The sequence below is a fragment of the Dissulfurimicrobium hydrothermale genome, from assembly GCF_022026155.1.
GTDB classification, from domain to species: domain Bacteria; phylum Desulfobacterota; class Dissulfuribacteria; order Dissulfuribacterales; family Sh68; genus Dissulfurimicrobium; species Dissulfurimicrobium hydrothermale.
Genome location: NZ_CP085041.1, coordinates 624448 through 641819, shown reverse-complemented (window position 1 = coordinate 641819; position 17372 = coordinate 624448). Strand labels below are relative to the sequence as shown.

Genomic DNA, 17372 nt, shown 5'->3' with positions numbered 1-17372 from the left:
CAGATTGGAGATCAGATCCTAACCGTGTCAATCCTAACAAGAATGCTTCTCAAAGAAATGCTCATACCATTCGTCCTCGCCTTCAGCGCCCTCAATGCGCTTCTGCTCCTGGGTCGCCTTCTTCCCCTGTTCGAACCAATCCTAAGGGCCGGCATAGGGTTTAAAGACATGCTCAGGTTTGTAGCCTTGATCCTGCCTACATTTTGGGCGTTTGTCCTACCCATGGCCACTGTCCTTGGTGTGCTCCTAGGATTTCTACGCCTCTCAAGGGATAGTGAGGCACTAGCCCTCTTTGCCTGCGGTATCACCCCAAGAAAGATGCTGATCCCCGTATCCCTGGTAGTACTTACTGCCTTTGTTGCAGGGCTTTTTATATCAAGCTACGTACTCCCCAAGTCGAAAATGGCCTCGAAGATCTTCCTTATCGAGCTGACCCAACTTGCACTCGCAAGGGGCGTACCCGAAAAGACCTTTTTCACGCCCATCAAAGGCCTTACGATATATGCAGACAAGACTGCAAACGGCGGTAAAAGCCTTGACGGGATATTCATATGGGACTCGCGCAAACAGGGGGCGACGAGCCAGATACTCGCCGGGCACGGCGAGATACTGGTGGCCCCCGGCGGCAAGGAAGCAGCGCTGCGATTGACCAACGGCATATTAAATATGACCGGCCACGACTATAAAGATACCGATACTATGGAGTTCAAGGACTATACATTAAGGCTTAGGCTCGCCGAAGGCGCTTACGAGCCATCGCGCGGCGATCTGAGCATCGACAAGCTATGGAAGGAGATAAACAACCCCAAAAATACAAAAGATGACAACTTATCATATCTGACGGAATTCTATGAGCGGCTGGCCCTGCCTTTTGGGACGTTGATATTGGGCATCATGGCCGCGCCGCTCGGGGTATTCTTCGGCCGCTCCGGACTTTCAGGAGGCATAGCTCTGAGCTTGACCGCGTTTCTTACCTACTATACGCTCATGATCTCCATGGCCAATCTTGCCGAAACAGGGCTAACACCGCCCTTCTTGAGTCTGTTTCTGCCGAATGCCGTTTTTTTATGTATCACAGCTGCCACGCTCTGGCTGTTTGACAGAAAAGGCGCCATAAAGGATTAACGAATGGGCATATTCAGCCGCTATCTGCTACGTCACTTTTTTAACATGTTTGTTTTGATCATGCCGGGCCTTACCGGCACCTATCTTCTAGTTGAAATAGCAGAACGGCTCAACAATATTATTGAAGCCGGCGTACCCTTCAAAACGGGCGCCCTGTATTTTCTGCTCATCACGCCCAAAACGATCTTCGAACTCGCCCCGGTCGCAGCAATGATGTCTGGCCTTCTCGCTGTGATGCTCCTTGCAAGACGCAACGAAATAATCGCCATGAGATCCATCGGGATCAGCGTCTTGAAGATAATCCGCTGTTTTTTATTCTTTGCCGCTGTTGTCTCATTTGCAATGTTGGTGGCCCAAACTATATTCATCCCGAAAATGACGCGCAGCGCCGACGTACTGTGGCAAACGAAGGTAAAAAAAGAACCCCTGAAAGGGATGCTTAAGGAAAACAGGTTATTTTACCGCAGTGGAAGGACCATCTGGACAGCGGAGCTGCTGGATTCAAATGCCAAGACACTCAAGGATGTCTACATAATCAATTTTGACGACAAATATGGCCTCGTCCGACTCATCGGCGCCGAAAAGGCAAGGTATTCCAAAGGGATATGGACCTTTTCCAACGGATTCATAAAGACAAGGACTCAAGGACGGTCTGATGGTAACATCTCCGTACAGATTTTCAGCTCAAAAGAGATGAAGTTTGAAGAAGGACCAGAGGAATTTACGGCCATCCAAACACCTCCATCAAAGGTGGATATACTCTCCCTTTTTAAAAACATCCTGAGACTTAAGGCCTCAGGCTATCCTGCAGACGAACAGGAGACGGCGTTTTGGGCCCAGATTCTCTATCCATTTTTGGGTGTCACCCTTCTCTGGTTGGGGATGACGATCCTCTTCAGACAGGGGAAAGGCTCGATGGCCGTTGGGCTTGGTCTGGGACTGACACTCAGCTTTGCCGCCTTGGTCTCCTGGGACTTTTTTATAACCCTAGCGAAGACATCCGTCATGCCGCCACTACTTGCCGCGCTTATGACGCACATTGTATTTGCAGGAGCAGGGTATGTAGTGTTCAAAAAATCGTATGTATAAATAAAGGCGGTTGTCATGGTCGAAAAAGAAAGGATTAAAAAGGTCATAAACATCCTTAACAGCGTCTATCCAAGGGCCGGAATAGCACTTAAATACAAAGATCCTTTTGAGCTCCTTGTGGCAGTTATCCTCTCAGCCCAGTGTACCGATGTAAGGGTCAACGAGGTCACGCCCCATCTGTTCGCCCGCTTTCCCAATCCAAAGGCCATGGCCGAGGCGCCGGTCGAGGATATAGAAAAAATCATAAGGCCGACCGGTTTCTTCAGAAACAAGGCAAGGAATATAAAAGAAGCGGCACGGCTCATTGTGGAGGAATACAACGGCCACATCCCAGATACTATGGAAGGGATTACGAGGCTTCCTGGCGTGGCCCGCAAGAGCGCAAATATCATACTTTATAACGTCTACGGAGTCATAGCGGGCATAGCGGTGGATACCCACGTAAAACGTCTTGCAATGAGGCTAGGTCTTACAAGGGAAAAGGACCCGATCAAGATAGAACGAGACCTAATGCGGATCATACCCAAAGACCAATGGGGCGTGATCTCATATGTACTGATCGAACACGGCAGAAACATATGCAACGCAAGAAAACCGTTGTGCGCCAAATGCCCTGTAAAGGAACTCTGTCCATCAGCCGTGGTCAGACCTTGACGGGCTCACTGAAACAAACAAGAGAGCCGGCGAGAATCACTTCAATCTGTCGTAAAGTTCGGCAACCGCTGCATCGACAGGCCTTATGGTATTCAACTCATAGGCGTCCACGTCTTTAAGGGCTTCTGGCATAAACAAACCCCTCTGTGCGAGATATATCTCCCACCTGCCATCTGATACCTGTCCTTTGTCTCCTGCCCTCTCAAAGAGCCTGCGCCTTATCTCGTCCTCAGGACATGTGCAGAGTATAAATTTGACATCCGCACCAGCCTCTTTGGCGACCTCAAAGATGCGGCGGCGCTCCTTTTCGTCTTTGTAAGTTGCGTCAAGCACTACGGATCCGCCCTGCATAAGATGCATTGCTCCAAGCCTAGCCAGTGCCCTGTAGGTCCTTTCGGTCGTCCGCTGGTCGTAGATTCCTTCACCCACAGGCTCGATACGCTTTTCAGTGGCGGGTATCTTCAAAACCACCTCTTTTCTCACTCTGTCGGAATTATAGACGGGGATATCCAACGCCCTGGCCCAGGCCGTTGAGACCGTACTTTTACCACTGCCCGGCGGTCCGAAAAAGATATATAAAATGGGCCTTGCCAAGCCGCCGGCGTACCTCAAGGCAAGCTTAAAATAGTGCTCGGCCTCCAGCCTGGCCCTTTCCCTAGCCGTCTCGTCCACCCCTTTAGAGGCCCATGTAAAACAACCAATTTTACCCCTAACATAGGCGCGGTAACACTTATAGAAGTCAAGCACGCTGAAAAGATCCTTGTCGCCCATCTCTTCTGAAAAGACCCGGGCAAAGCGGTTCCCAAGATGTGGAAGGCCGTGATAATCCAAGTCCATGGCCAAAAATGCGGCGTCTGATGCCACATCGCCGCACCTGAAGCGCTCATTGAATTCAATACAGTCGAAGATATAGATTTCGTTTTTTTGCTTATCAAAACAGATATTGGTCGAATAAAGGTCCCCATGTCCCTCCCTGATCCAACCGCCGTCCACCCTTTTTTTAAAGATATACAACCCTTTGTTTATAAACAATCTTGTGTATCTAGTAATATGTTCATAGGCGTCCTTGTCTATGATATCTCCCACAAAAGGCATCGTCTGTTCAAAATTCTCCTCCGTATTTTGGATTATAGTCTCGATGCCGCCGAAGTGTCTGACATATTCGCCCCCTTCTGCCTGGAGATAAAACGGCGCAAGCCTTTCGGCTATCTCGTCCACATCTTCTTTCTCAAGGGCATCTTCCTCGATCAGGTGGGGCATCATACCCGATTCCGGCATACGGGCCATGACAACCGCCCATTCCACAGGAAGACCTGGACCGTTCAGATGAATCGACCCATTTTCAGATGTGATCGGCCAGACGTCGAGATAGATTTGAGGGGCAAGACGCCGGTTCAGCCGAAGTTCTTCAAGGCAGAAATGATGCCGTTTTTCAATCGTCGTGAAGTCCAAAAAACCGAAATCCACTGGTTTTTTGACCTTATAAACCCTTTCTCCGGCCAAAAAAACCCATGAAATATGGGTCTGGACGAGCCTCACCTCATCCACTGGGTGCGGATAGGTCGTCGGATCAAGCATAGCCCCAAGCCAAACAGGTTCCTTTGTCATATTGATTATCCTTTCTCTCTAGTCTCCAAGGCATCCATTACATTGGTCTCTTTCAGACATGCATCAAGGGTTGAGAGCCTCTCCAGCCAGCCAGTGCCAAACCCATCGATCGCCACATCCCGCGCCGTTTCATTGCGCCACCTCATGTCTATCTTGAGCACATTTCCTCTGGCCGCATCATCCAAAAATTCGCCCCATTCTATCATCACCACCCATTCCCCGCCCAAATATTCCAAAAGACCTATCTTCCCGGCATCCACGTCCGGCCCAAGTCGGTAAAGATCGGCATGGCAAACTGGCGGCATGGCAGCGCGGTATTCGTGTATTATGGCGAATGTAGGGCTGGTGACTTGACGTTCATCCATGCCAAGCCCCGAACAGACAGCCTTGACAAGGGTAGTCTTGCCTGCGCCGAGATCCCCCGAAAGAAGAACGACATCGCCCGGAAAAAGCAGTTTAGCCAGGCAGCGCCCAAGCAGCCTTGTCTCTTTCAGGGAACTTGATCTCAAATATATCATCTTATAAGCCTGCGCCTCAGGAGCATAATCGATATCCAGGCGGCCGTCAGGGCGGCTGCCGCAATCACGGACAGGTTTAATGCCCAGCCGCCGCTTAGATCACCATAACAAAACCGCCTTGCCAACGTTACAGTATGTGTAAGCGGCAAAGCCAATAAAACCGCCTTTGCTACAGGATTCAAGGAATCAATGGGAAAGAACACCCCTGAAAAGAGAAAAAGCGGGGTGATCAAAAGTGATGTGAAGTAATTGAAAAATTCATAATTATCAGCCACGGCGGTGGTGATGAGCCCAAGGGCGGAGAAGAATACGCCTTCAAGAAACAGAATCGGGATAAGGGCCAACACCAACGGAGAGGGCCAGACGCCGAAAAGTGGCAGCGAAATGAGCATAATAATGCCTGAGACGAGCCCTTTTGTGGCCCCCCAGATAACCTCGCCCACCGCAAGATCGCTTACGCTCACAGGCGTCATAAGGATGGCCTCAAAAGTATGCTGGGTTGTGAGCCTAGTATAGGACCCATAAGTCGCTTCAAAGGCCGCACTATACATGACCGCCGTAGTCACAAGCCCAGGGGCGATGAATTGGAGATAACTCAGGCCATGTATGGCCGGTATCTCCCTCCCGAGGCCATAGCCCATGGCGAGCAGGAACATGAAGGGTTGGCCGAGGTTCCCTATGAGGCTCGCCCTGATATGCCTCATCCAGACCCTGGCGTTTCTCAACCATATCTTTGAAAAAAGGAGGCACATCATTCAATCCTCTTTGAGGGCGCTACCCGTAAGCTTAAGAAAAAGGTCTTCAAGGTTTGCGGGACGCCTCGTGACATGACGATGCCTGAGAGCCATGGCCTCGAGTTCAGGACACGGGGCCTTCGTAAAGATATAAAGGCGTTCGGCCTTCCGCTCATATTCAGCACGACATGAACGGAGCATCACCTCGATTTGCGCCAACTCTCCGGCATCCCCGCTTACCTCAAAGACATCCATGCCGACCATCTTCTGCACCATTTCTTCGGGATCTCCGTCCGCAACGACCCTGCCGTTGTTCATGACCATCACTCTTGTTGCAAGACGGGAGACCTCCTCCATATAGTGGCTGGTAAGAAGCATGGTCGTTCCTTTGACCCTCAGGCCCTCAAGACGCTCCCAGATAAGATGTCTTGCCTGCGGATCAAGGCCTATCGTCGGTTCATCAAGGATCAAAAGCTCAGGTGAGTTTATAAGCGCCCTTGCAATAAGAAGTCTTCTCCTAAGCCCGCCAGACAGGTGCTCTATTATATCATCCGACCTATTCCCCATGGCGAAGAACTCGAGAAGGCTTCTGGCGACATCCCTCGCCTTGCTGCGCCTGATGCCGAAATAGGAGGCATAGGTCAGAAGATTTTCCATCACACTCAAATCAGGGTCAAGATTGTCCATCTGGGGAGCGACCCCTATGCGCCTCTTTATTTCTGCAAGACGGGCCTCTACAGGCTCACCGAAAACCATTATACGGCCTGCCGCCGGACTCACAAGGCCCAGCATCATGGAGATTGTGGTGGTCTTGCCCGCTCCGTTGGGGCCGAGCAGGCCGAGACATTCACCCGGATATATGACGAGGTCGATATGCTGCACCGCAACCCTCTGACCGAAGGACTTGGCAAGCCCTTTTATTTCCACAACAGGGGCTAGTCGAATGCGCGGATCGACAATTTCATGCGGCATAAAAATACATTCTCTGTTTTTTCTTGGTCGGCCTGCGGTCTGGCCATGTTACGGCAGCACAACAGCCAGCATGTACGGACATTGTAATATAACCGAAGTCCCGGCGCTGGACAAAGGGCAGGCCGCCACTCAAAATAGCAGGTGGGTATTTAGATACAGCAGGCCCGACAAAACCGATCGCACACGGATATTGTATTGCGCCGTTTATTCCTGCGTCTTGAGCAACATGAGATAGAGCGCCCCCTTCGCCTTAAGCCTTCCGGCGACTTCCCCGGCCCGCCCTCCGGTCCCGCAATACAGATCAAGTCTGTACGGCCCCTTGATGGCGGCGCCTGTATCCTGATTAAAGACAAAACCTTTAAAATCTCTGTCCACGCAAGACCCCAAGGCCTGTCTAGCGTCAAACTCAAGAAAACAAAGGGCCCCCGGCGGATAAACAGAAGGGTCGAGCGCAACCGATCTCAGGGGCGTGAGCACCTCGCCGAGACTGCCTACCGGACCGTCCTTGCCCCATTTGAAAAAGATATATCTCGGATTGCTTGCAAGGGCGTCTTCGAGGCGATCAGGATTCGCCTCAACCCAGGCACGGATATGCGACCAATCAGCCTGATCTCTCTTGATCAGACCCTGCCCTATCAACCATCCTCCAACACTCTCGTAAGGCAGCCCGTTGCTTGCGGCATAGTGGATGAACCGCCTGCTGCCGTCTTCGAACCTCAATATCCCTGACCCCTGGATATGGAGCATAAGGCCATCCACAGGTGAGGCCAGCCAGGCCAGGACCGGGGCATTTGCAGGCCATCTGCCAGAGTCTATCTCTTTCCTCGGATAATAAGGGACCAGCCTCTGTCCCGATACGCGTCCCCAGATCGTTACGGCAGGGAGAGCTGGGTTGAACTGCCTGATATCCACCCTTACAAGATCGGCAGGGACGCCGTATAATGGATATGTAAACCGGTCGTTAGGCGTAAGCGATGCCGAAAGCTCAGGCTGAAAGTATCCTGTAATAAGCAGGGGGTCCTTGTCGACCGCTTCTATGGTGCGCTCGATCTTATAGAAATCAAATCGCCTTGCAAGCTCCTCCTGGAAGGCCTGTCGGGAAAGACCTTCATCGAGAAGGTGCAGAAAGACCTGCACGGTCGCCTTGAGCCGTAAGGCCTTGACGACCATGCCACCTAATAAAAAGGATTGATCCGGATCAAACCTAGAAAGGGCCGAGATATCCTTTTCCGCCGCATCCCTAAGCGACTCCCTATCACCGGTGTCTATAAAAACCGGGATGTCCAGCGGGCTGACACGAACCACATAAGGTGCCGAGACAGATTGCCTCACCCGAGGCGGATAGCTGCATGAAGGAGGCAGGAAACAGATCAAGACCAACAAGGCCAAGACGGTCTTTCTTGAAAACACCATATCAAAGACCGGTTGACGCCACCTGTCTCTTGACCGCGGAAATGGACTCCTGCAGTGCACCATGTTCCTCAGGGGTAAGTGGAAACTCCAATATGCGCTCTACGCCCCCGGCCCCGAGAACGACCGGCGCCCCCAGAAACACACCGTTTATCCCAAACTCTCCCTCAAGATATACGGCACACGGCAGCACCCTGTGCTGGTCTTTGAGTATGGATTCGGCCATCTCAACAGCGGCAAGCCCGGGTGTTGCAAAGGCACTTCCAGTCTTCAAATGACCCACGATCTCTGCACCTCCATGCCTGGTCCTGTGGATGATCCTGTCGATCTCGTCTCTTGGAAGAAGCACCTCGAGCGGCACGCCTCCAACAGTTGCAAGCCTCACGAGCGGAAGCATATGATCCCCGTGGATCCCCATTACGACGGCGCTCACATCCTGTGGCGAAACCCCAAGGGCCTGGGCTATAAAAAACCGGTATCTGGCAGTATCGAGTACACCGGCCATGCCGACCACCCGCTCACGCGGGAATCCTGACACCTTGAATGTGACATAGACCATGGCGTCTATGGGATTCGTTACCACCACTATACACGCCCCTGGAGACCGGCCAGCGGCCTCGGTAACGACAGCCTTTATTATCCCCACATTTTTGGAAAGCAGGTCTTCACGGCTCATGCCAGGTCTTCGGGCAAGACCAGCGGTTATGATTATCACGTCAGAGTTCCCGGTCTCTTCATAGTCATTCGACCCTGTCACCTTGCCGTTGAACCCACAAAGCGCGGCTGATTGTGCAAGGTCAAGGGCCTTGCCCTGCGGCAGCCCTTCCACCACATCAACAATTACAATCTCATCGGCTGCATGCCGACTCACAGCCCATTGAGCGGCTGCCGTACCGACCGCGCCAGCACCTATGATGGTCAATTTTTTCTTGATGCCTTTCATGGATGACCATCATAGTTAAAAAAACATGTCTTTGCAATCCGATAAGTCACACTTGTCAAACATACAGCTCTTTGGTAGGTTAATGTTACAACTGCTTAAAAATTATTTTAAACTTCTTCTTGCACAAGGCTAAAACAATGATTCTGGGTCCCCTTCTAGGCTGGCTTTCAAAAGACCTCGCAATTGATCTAGGCACCGCCAACACCATCGTCTATGTAAAAGGAAAGGGTATAATCCTCCGGGAGCCCTCAGTTGTAGCGGTAAAAAGAGAAATGGGTGGAATAAACAAGGTCCTGGCCGTAGGCAAAGAGGCCAAGATGATGCTCGGCAAGACCCCGTACAACATCGAGGCCATCCGCCCCATGAAAGACGGTGTGATAGCCGACTTTGAGGTCACCGAGGCCATGCTTCGATATTTCATCCGCAAGATCCATAACAGACGCACCCTTGTTAGGCCGCGCATCATAATAAGCGTCCCTTCAGGGATCACACAGGTTGAAAAACGCGCCGTAAAGGAATCGGCTGAGTCGGCCGGGGCGCGAGAGGTCTATCTAATCGAAGAACCTATGGCCGCGGCGATAGGCGCCGGCCTTCCGATAACGGAACCCACGGCCAACATGGTGATAGATATAGGTGGTGGCACCACCGAAGTAGCGGTAATCTCCCTTTCCGGGATCGTCTATAGCAAATCGGTCCGTGTGGCAGGAGATAAGATGGACGATGCCATCCTGCAACACATAAAGAGGCGCTATAATCTATTAATAGGTGAATATACCGCTGAATACATTAAGATGGAAATAGCCGATGTAATGCCGGAACCGCCATACAAAGAGATGGAGATAAAGGGCAGAGATCTCATATCCGGCATCCCTAAAACCATAAAGATAAACTCCCAGGAGGTGCGCGCGGCCATCGCTGAACAGATCGACAACATCGTCGAGGCCGTAAAAGATGCATTGGAACAGACTCCGCCCGAGCTTGCAGCTGACATAGTAGAAAGAGGCATAGTATTGACAGGCGGAGGTGCCCTCCTGAGGAATCTCGACAAACTGCTTGAGAAGGAGACGGGCCTTCCGATAATCGTTTCCGAAGACCCGCTTTCATCAGTCGCGCTAGGTTCAGGCAAGGCATTGGATAACATCGAAATTCTAAAGGAGATTATGATATATTGATCGTTTCCTGCACTTGATGACCTGCAAACTTTTTAATCCTGAACGGCCTGTAAGCCCCTTCTAATCCAAATAACTATCGGGTGTATTGGTAGTGTCCCGCCTCCAAAAGAAAAAGAAACAAAGACACCCTTCATTGTCAGCCCCTTTTGTACTGGCAGCCTTTATATTCCTCATATCGGCAGGCCTCTGGCTGGGCGTATTCGGCATATTGCAACCTATCAAACAGACATTTCTCGACATCTCAGGATCGGCCCAAAAATGGCTCGAGATCCCCTTCGCCTGGACGAAAGATATCTGGAGCTCATATATAGCCCTCCGAGATATAAAAACCGAAAACGAATCCCTCAAGCATGAGATAGAAAGGCTTCAGCGGGAGATAGCCAGCTATAAAGAGGCAGTCATGGCAAATGCAAGGTATAAAAGGCTCTTGGACATAAAAAACCAAGAAAAGATCCCAGTCGTAGCAGCATCCGTAATCGGCGAGGATCTTGCACCATGGGTGTGGTCGCTGACCATCGACAAGGGGATCAGGGACGGCGTAGGCCCTGAGATGCCGGTCTTGGCCGACGATGGCATAATAGGCCAGGTGGTCGAATCATCGGACCGATTCAGTAAGGTGTTGTTGATCGCCGACCAGAACAGTGCAGTAGCGGCCATAGATCAGCGAAGCCGCACACCAGGGATCTTAAAAGGCAATGGGGACGGCCTATGCAGGCTTGCCTATGTTGGGAAGGAGGAAGATGTAGCGGTTGGAGACGAGGTCATAACCTCAGGTACCGACCAAATATTCCCCAAGGGACTCCCCCTCGGAAAGATAATTGCCGTTGATAAGGGATCTGGCTCCGATCTCTTTCAAACCGTGACCGTCAAACCGGCAGCCGGGCTAAAGAAGGCCGAAGATGTGCTGGTGCAGATCAGAGGGAAGCCGCTGGTGGAGGGTCTTCATTGAACATATTTTTGACACTGGCGACCGGTTATATCCTTATCCTGACGGAAACTGTTGTCTGGCCTTCCTTATTTACAGGCATAATACGCCCTGACGGGCTCTTTGCCCTTGTGGTCTGGTGCGGGATCGAAATCCCACCATCAAGAGGCCTTATCGCAATGTTTGGTCTCGGCCTTACAGCCGAAGCCTTTACAATAATGTCAAAAGGCCTCTATTTGATCTCTTTCACCATAGGGTATATAATAATTCGCTATATCTTGAAACATATAATCGCTCCGCATCTCTGGGAACGGGGGGTGCTTGTGGCATTCATAAGCGCCATATGCCTGACCGTGTTATTGACGGGCAGCGGCAATGCAGGCCTCTTTTGGCCCTGGGGGATCCTGCAGTCCATATTAAACGGCGTCTTAAGCCCTGCATACTTCTTTCTTTTTGAGAAGATATCCGCGCTTAATCACCTTGCCCCGACGAGGAAAACGAAAGACCAACAACAATGAGATTACCTCCTCGTACCATCTTCGACATCAAGCAATTCGACAAAGACATGAATGCCTTCGAGGGCAGGTACAAAAGGTGCACCTTATTGCTTCTATTAGTCTTTATGATTCTGATCTCGCGCCTTTGGTACCTACAGATATATAAAGGCGATGAGCTGCGGGCAAAATCTGAAAGCAACCGCCTGAGGGTACTGCGCATCCAGGCGCCGAGGGGCAGGGTGTTCGACAGAAACGGTCGTATCTTGACGGGCGTAAAACCTTATTTCAACGTTTGCATCGTGCGCGAAGACGTAAGGGACATGGAAGGACTGATTACAAGGCTCGCCGGGCTCCTCGGTGAAGACGAAGCCGATATACGGGCAAGTCTTTATCAAGGGTCAAAACAGCCCCTTTATATGCCGATAGCAATAAAAAGGGACATAGATTGGGAGACCCTGTCCAAGATAAGCGCACGGCTCATATATCTGCCCGGGGTTGTTATAGATGTAGCGCCTGGCAGGGAGTATCCATATGGCCCGGTAGCGCCTCATCTCATAGGCTATCTCGGAGAAATCAGCGAAGACGATATAAAAAACAACCTCTATCCAGGTGCCAGACCAGGAGATATGGTCGGCAAAAGCGGAGTTGAGGGTAGATACAACAGCGAACTGGCTGGAGTACCCGGCAAACGCATCGTCGAAGTAGATGTAAAGGGCGGCCTTGTAAAAGAATTGGAGGAGACGCCGCCTGAAGCAGGGGATGATATCTATCTCACCATCGATCTCGACCTCCAGATGGCTGCTGAAGAGGCGATGAAAGACAAAATAGGCGCTGCAGTAGTTCTCGATCCGAACTCAGGGGAGATCCTCGCCATGGTGAGCAGCCCGGGCTTTGACCCAGGGATATTCGCAAAAGGCCTGACGACCGAGGAGTGGAAGGCGCTGAACGACCCTCTCTATAGGCCGCTCTTCAACAAGGCCATCCAGGGGACTTACGCACCGGGATCGACCTTCAAGATAGTCATGGCGGCCGCCGCCCTGGAAGAAAATGTTATAAATGAAAACAAAACCTTTTTTTGTCCCGGATTCTTTAAGTTCGGCAACAGGGATTACAGATGCTGGAAAAAAGAGGGGCACGGTTCCACAAACCTTTATAGGGCGCTTGCCGAATCGTGCGATGTGTACTTTTATAATGTCGGTCTGAAATTGGGTATCGATAAGATAGCAAAATATGCCAAACTATTCGGATTGGGCGAAAAGACGGGGATCGATCTCCCCAATGAGGCCGCGGGCACGATCGCCTCGTCCGAATGGAAAAAAAAGAGGTTCAAGAGCAAATGGTATGAGGGCGAGACCCTGAGCATCTCCATAGGCCAGGGCTACAACACTGTGACCCCTATTCAGATGGCCCGCCTGATTGCTGCGGTGGCGAACGGCGGCATCCTTTACAGGCCGAACTATATAGAAAAGATAACGGGGCCGGACGGAACTATCGAAGCCCGCTTTAAAAAGGATCAACAGGGTATCATCCCTGTTTCTGAATCAAACCTTCGGCTTATCCAAAACGGACTCATAGGTGTGGTGGAGGACGACAGGGGGACTGCAAAGGTATGTAGGATAAAAGGCATAACGATCGCAGGGAAAACGGGTACAGCGCAGGTGATCAGACAAGCCAAACGCAAGGAGGACGAAAAGATGAATTGGAAATACAGGGATCACGCCTGGTTTGTAGCCTATGCCCCTGCCGAAGCACCTAAGCTAGCCATAGCCGTCCTCATAGAACACGGCGGTCACGGCGGGTCGGCCGCCGCCCCAGTAGCCCGTGCAATAATCGAACGCTGGCTTCAGATGCAGGGTCCAAGGCCGCAAGATAGCCCCGAACGAACAGCCGGGCTCGATCCTGCTCCAGCCCATCAAGGATAATAGAGGTCAAACATGTTTGATCGCAAAGTGTTTCTGCATCTTGACTGGTGGCTCCTTGGATATATGGCCATCATCATGATCATCGGGGTTATCAACCTAAACAGTGCAAGTACCGCGGGCTCCTATTATCAATGGAAACAGGCCCAATGGTATGCAGCCGGCACCGTGTTTATGCTCCTGTGCATCATATTCGATTACAGGGTGCTTGCATCACACGCCGTACATATATATATATTGACGGTTGTGTTGCTGCTTTTGGTCATCTTTGTTGGGAAAAGTGTAAGCGGCTCACAGAGATGGATCCCACTTGGGTTCTTCAATCTACAACCATCAGAGTTTGCCAAGCTGAGCACGGTTATTGTGGTCAGCAGCTATTTCTATCACAACGAAAAACCCAGTTATGGCATAAAAGACCTCATAAGACCCACCTTACTGATGGCAGTGCCGTTTTTTCTGATCTTCCGCCAGCCCGACCTCGGCACCGCCTTGTTGGTGCTGCTTATAATGGCATCCATAATACTTGTAGCCGGACTACGCTGGACGTCCATATTGACCATTGCTACAGCGTGCATTGCTGCTGCACCGCTCGCGTGGAAATTGATGAAACCCTATCAAAGGGAACGAATAAAGATATTTCTGAATCCCGAGTCCGATCCCTTGGGATCGGGTTATCACATCATCCAATCCAAGATCGCTATTGGCTCAGGCCAGCTGTTCGGCAAGGGTTATATGGCCGGGACGCAGGCCCATCTCGACTTTCTGCCTGAAGTCCATACAGACTTCGCATTTTCCATATGGGCCGAGGAATGGGGATTCATCGGTGCGTTTATACTGCTCTCGGTGTATTTCCTGATTATCGCAAGGGGGCTCCAGATAGCCTCTCAATCAAAGGAACGCTTCGGATCTTTCCTGGCCTTCGGCATTACGGCCATGCTGTTCTGGCAGGCCGTAATCAATATATGCATGGTGACCGGGCTCATGCCTGTGGTTGGCATACCCCTCCCCATGATAAGCTATGGGGGTTCATCTGTGATAACAACCATGATAGGCGTCGGTCTCCTCATCAACATAAAATCTAGACGTTTTATTTTTGATTCTAAATAACCAATAAACAACCGCTCAATCCCTATTGCATGCCTCGCCACAACGCCAAGACCTTGTCCACATACTCCCTTGTCTCGCGGAACGGCGGGACGCCCCCGAACCTTTCTACACTGGCCGGGCCTGCATTATATGCAGCTAAAGCCAATCTGATATTGCCGCCAAATCTATCGATCATCTGTCTCAAATACTTGGCGCCCCCCCATATGTTCAACTCAGGGTCAAAAGGATTTGCTACATACAGCTCTGCCGCGGTATCAGGCATGAGTTGCATGAGACCTATAGCCCCTTTCTGGGAGCGCGCATCGGCAAGGCCACCCGACTCAGCCTTTATCACGGCCTTTATAAGGGCTGGATCAAGATTGTGACTCCTGGCTGCGCTGGAAATAACCCCATTCAATGAAGCCAGACTAATCCTCGACCTAGATACCGAGCTGACCATTGCGCCCCTCACTGTAATGTTTTTGTATCTGGCGATAAGTTTATACCTGCTGTCCGTAGGCACATTCGTAAAATGCATCACCCCGCGCTCGTCTCTAAAGCAATACAGCCCGTCCGCATGGCCGACACCAACACTGCAAAGAACCGCAAAAACACCACTCAGAAAAGGGATCATCGAAAGACAACCTATCCTTAGCCAAGACCTCATCAAGGCGAATATCCTCCTCTTGTTTGTTATTTAATTTTTCGGAACCTTTTCCCAATCGGATAAAAATTTCTTGAGGCCGGCGTCTGTCAGCGGGTGACAAACAAGCTGCGCTATCACCTTATACGGTATCGTTGCGATATCGGCCCCAAGCCTCGCCGCCTCAAGGACATGAACGGGATTTCTTACGCTGGCTACGATAATCTCGGCATCAAAACAATAGTTGTCGAATATCCGTATGATGTCCGCCACCAGCTCCATACCCGTCTGCGCAATATCGTCGAGCCTCCCGACAAACGGGCTTACATATGCGGCGCCGGCCTTGGCGGCAAGGAGTGCCTGGAGCGGGGAAAAGACCAATGTCATGTTTGTCTTGACGCCCTGACCAGCAAGCTCCCGTGTTGCCTTGAGCCCTTCCGTGGTCATTGGGATCTTGACAACGATATTGGGGGATATCACAGCCAATCTTTGGGCCTCCTTTATCATACCCCCCGCCTCAGTGCTGACGACCTCTGCACTGACAGGCCCGTTCACCAAACTGCATATCTCCCTTATCCTCTCTTCAAATGGACACCCCTCTTTGGCTATAAGCGACGGATTGGTGGTGACTCCGTCGGCCATGCCAAGCGCGACCGCGTCTCTTATCTCATCAAGGTTTGCGGTGTCGATAAAAAATTTCATAAAGAGCCACCTCCTGATTCTATAACGCACAAAAGAAACTTGATTTTTAAATCTCCTTGCACCACTGATCCGATCAAGTCTGGTCTGTCAGTCGGCAGACAGGCTTGCGGACAGGACGCCCATCGCCGCAAACAGGGATATGGGACCCGCCAGGCCATGAACGGATATCGGACAAAATTTTTATTAGTATATCAGCCTACCGCGGATTTGTCATGTCAAACAACCTAAAAAGACGTAGTAAATCGGTTTGTTTTATTGAGGCGAAATTCATTTTGACATAAATCATAACGACAAAAGGCTTGGCAAAGATGGATGGTTGTGATACAGAAAGAATGAAATATGTTTTTATCCTTTTAATAAACTCCGCTCTGGATATTCAAAGAGGCGGTGAAGAAATAAAAAATCAAGGAGGTTTTAAAATGCCAGTTTATGTTTTAGGACACAAGAGCCCGGATACAGATTCCGTAACTTCAGCTGTCGCATTTGCAGCGTTGCAAAAGATGCTTGGCGTAGACGCGGTTCCATGCCGCCAGGGCGACCCCAATCCAGAGACCGAACTCGCCTTTAAAAAATTCGGCGTGCCCATGCCAGAACTTATGACCGACGTAGCGGGCAAACAGTACATGTTGGTGGACCATAGCGACATCAAACAGGCGCCCGACAACTGGGACAAGGGGGAACTTATGGCAGTAGTGGATCACCACAAGATCGGCGACATCACCACAGCAAGCCCGATCTTTTTCTGTGCCATGCCAGTAGGCTGCACTGGTACCGTACTCTATCGTCTATACAGCGATCTTTACAAAAAGCCGATTGATCCGAAGGTGGCTGGGCTCATGCTATCGGCCATCCTTAGCGATACGGTGCTCTTCAAGTCCCCAACCTGCACCGATGCCGACAAGGCCGCCGCAGAGGCCCTTGCCAAGATCGCCGGTATATCCGACATCAAGGCATTAGGTCTAGAGCTCGCCAAGGCCAAGAGTTCAGTGGAAGGCGTACCCCCAATGGATCTAATCCACAGAGACTACAAAGACTTCAATATGAGCGGCAAGACCGTGGGTATAGGTCAACTCGAACTGGTCTCTTTGAGCCAGGTCAGCAATGACCTCAAATGTGCCATCATGGACAACCTCAAGAAGATGAAGGTGGACGGCAATCGTCACAGTGTATTTTTGATGCTTACCGACACCATGGAAAAAGAAGGGACAGAGCTCTTGGCCGTGACCGACGACCCTTCAATAGTCGAAAAGGCATTCGGCAAGAAGCTTGAAGGCAATTCTGTGTGGCTTCCGGGGGTCATGAGCCGTAAAAAACAGATGGTTCCGCCCCTTGAGAAGGCATTCGCTGCTTAATCTTTCAAAATTCCTCTGAGGCC

17 protein-coding genes are annotated in these 17372 nt (G+C 50.9%); 9 read left to right on the top strand and 8 right to left on the bottom strand.

The genetic code is table 11. The features are described from left to right. Window positions 1–24 precede the first annotated feature (24 nt). The 3 genes from LGS26_RS03025 to nth are packed head-to-tail and all read left to right on the top strand — an operon-like array spanning window position 25 to window position 2868. Window positions 25–1125 carry an LptF/LptG family permease gene (locus LGS26_RS03025; RefSeq protein ID WP_237889185.1) on the top strand — a complete coding sequence of 367 codons (1101 nt, stop codon included), beginning with the start codon at window positions 25–27 and terminating at the stop codon, window positions 1123–1125. Between the two features lie 3 nt (window positions 1126–1128). Then, window positions 1129–2214, top strand: a complete 1086-nt coding sequence (locus tag LGS26_RS03020; RefSeq protein ID WP_237889184.1) for an LptF/LptG family permease — start codon at window positions 1129–1131, stop codon at window positions 2212–2214. Window positions 2215–2229: 15 nt separating this feature from the next. After that, entirely contained in the window at window positions 2230–2868 is a 639-nt protein-coding gene (gene nth, locus LGS26_RS03015) for an endonuclease III (RefSeq protein ID WP_237889183.1), read from the top strand. A gap of 36 nt (window positions 2869–2904) precedes the next feature. Here the strand turns inward: nth and LGS26_RS03010 are convergent, their stop codons facing one another. The 6 genes from LGS26_RS03010 to mdh all read right to left on the bottom strand — a co-directional run bounded on the left by LGS26_RS03010 (window position 2905) and on the right by mdh (window position 9053). After that, window positions 2905–4476 (bottom strand): bifunctional aminoglycoside phosphotransferase/ATP-binding protein, encoded by a 1572-nt coding sequence (locus LGS26_RS03010; protein ID WP_237889182.1) that lies wholly within the window; start codon window positions 4474–4476, stop codon window positions 2905–2907. A gap of 5 nt (window positions 4477–4481) precedes the next feature. Next, a complete protein-coding gene (gene tsaE, locus LGS26_RS03005; RefSeq protein ID WP_237889181.1) occupies window positions 4482–4994 on the bottom strand; it encodes a tRNA (adenosine(37)-N6)-threonylcarbamoyltransferase complex ATPase subunit type 1 TsaE in 513 nt (170 codons plus the stop codon). After that, complete coding sequence (locus tag LGS26_RS03000) at window positions 4991–5749, bottom strand: ABC transporter permease (RefSeq protein WP_237889180.1); 759 nt, start codon at window positions 5747–5749, stop codon at window positions 4991–4993. Before LGS26_RS03000 ends, tsaE begins: the two co-directional genes overlap by 4 nt. After that, window positions 5750–6700, bottom strand: coding sequence for an ATP-binding cassette domain-containing protein (locus LGS26_RS02995; protein ID WP_237889179.1), 951 nt, complete (start codon window positions 6698–6700; stop codon window positions 5750–5752). A 204-nt stretch (window positions 6701–6904) separates the two neighbouring features. Further along, a complete protein-coding gene (gene mltA / locus LGS26_RS02990; RefSeq protein ID WP_237889178.1) occupies window positions 6905–8113 on the bottom strand; it encodes a murein transglycosylase A in 1209 nt (402 codons plus the stop codon). A 1-nt stretch (window position 8114) separates the two neighbouring features. Then, window positions 8115–9053 (bottom strand): malate dehydrogenase, encoded by a 939-nt coding sequence (gene mdh / locus LGS26_RS02985; RefSeq protein WP_237889177.1) that lies wholly within the window; start codon window positions 9051–9053, stop codon window positions 8115–8117. A 137-nt stretch (window positions 9054–9190) separates the two neighbouring features. On the opposite strand from mdh, the gene LGS26_RS02980 reads away from it, so the two are divergent. From LGS26_RS02980 to rodA, 5 genes are all read left to right on the top strand, one after another. Then, the gene (locus LGS26_RS02980; protein WP_237889176.1) at window positions 9191–10225 is read left to right on the top strand and encodes a rod shape-determining protein; all 1035 of its coding nucleotides are present in this window, start codon (window positions 9191–9193) and stop codon (window positions 10223–10225) included. Between the two features lie 91 nt (window positions 10226–10316). Then, window positions 10317–11174, top strand: a complete 858-nt coding sequence (gene mreC, locus LGS26_RS02975; protein ID WP_237889175.1) for a rod shape-determining protein MreC — start codon at window positions 10317–10319, stop codon at window positions 11172–11174. Then, entirely contained in the window at window positions 11171–11668 is a 498-nt protein-coding gene (locus LGS26_RS02970) for a rod shape-determining protein MreD (RefSeq protein ID WP_237889174.1), read from the top strand. Before mreC ends, LGS26_RS02970 begins: the two co-directional genes overlap by 4 nt. Continuing rightward, entirely contained in the window at window positions 11665–13569 is a 1905-nt protein-coding gene (gene mrdA / locus LGS26_RS02965) for a penicillin-binding protein 2 (RefSeq protein WP_237889173.1), read from the top strand. The genes LGS26_RS02970 and mrdA overlap by 4 nt, the downstream gene beginning before the upstream one ends. A 12-nt stretch (window positions 13570–13581) precedes the next feature. Then, the gene (gene rodA / locus LGS26_RS02960; RefSeq protein ID WP_237889172.1) at window positions 13582–14673 is read left to right on the top strand and encodes a rod shape-determining protein RodA; all 1092 of its coding nucleotides are present in this window, start codon (window positions 13582–13584) and stop codon (window positions 14671–14673) included. Between the two features lie 22 nt (window positions 14674–14695). Here rodA and LGS26_RS02955 read toward each other — a convergent pair whose 3' ends face one another. After that, window positions 14696–15319 carry a transglycosylase SLT domain-containing protein gene (locus tag LGS26_RS02955; protein ID WP_237889171.1) on the bottom strand — a complete coding sequence of 208 codons (624 nt, stop codon included), beginning with the start codon at window positions 15317–15319 and terminating at the stop codon, window positions 14696–14698. Between the two features lie 30 nt (window positions 15320–15349). Continuing rightward, on the bottom strand, window positions 15350–15997 hold the full coding sequence (gene fsa / locus LGS26_RS02950) for a fructose-6-phosphate aldolase (RefSeq protein ID WP_237889170.1): 648 nt from the start codon (window positions 15995–15997) through the stop codon (window positions 15350–15352). A gap of 419 nt (window positions 15998–16416) precedes the next feature. On the opposite strand from fsa, the gene LGS26_RS02945 reads away from it, so the two are divergent. Continuing rightward, on the top strand, window positions 16417–17349 hold the full coding sequence (locus LGS26_RS02945) for a manganese-dependent inorganic pyrophosphatase (RefSeq protein ID WP_237889169.1): 933 nt from the start codon (window positions 16417–16419) through the stop codon (window positions 17347–17349). Window positions 17350–17372: the final 23 nt, after the last annotated feature.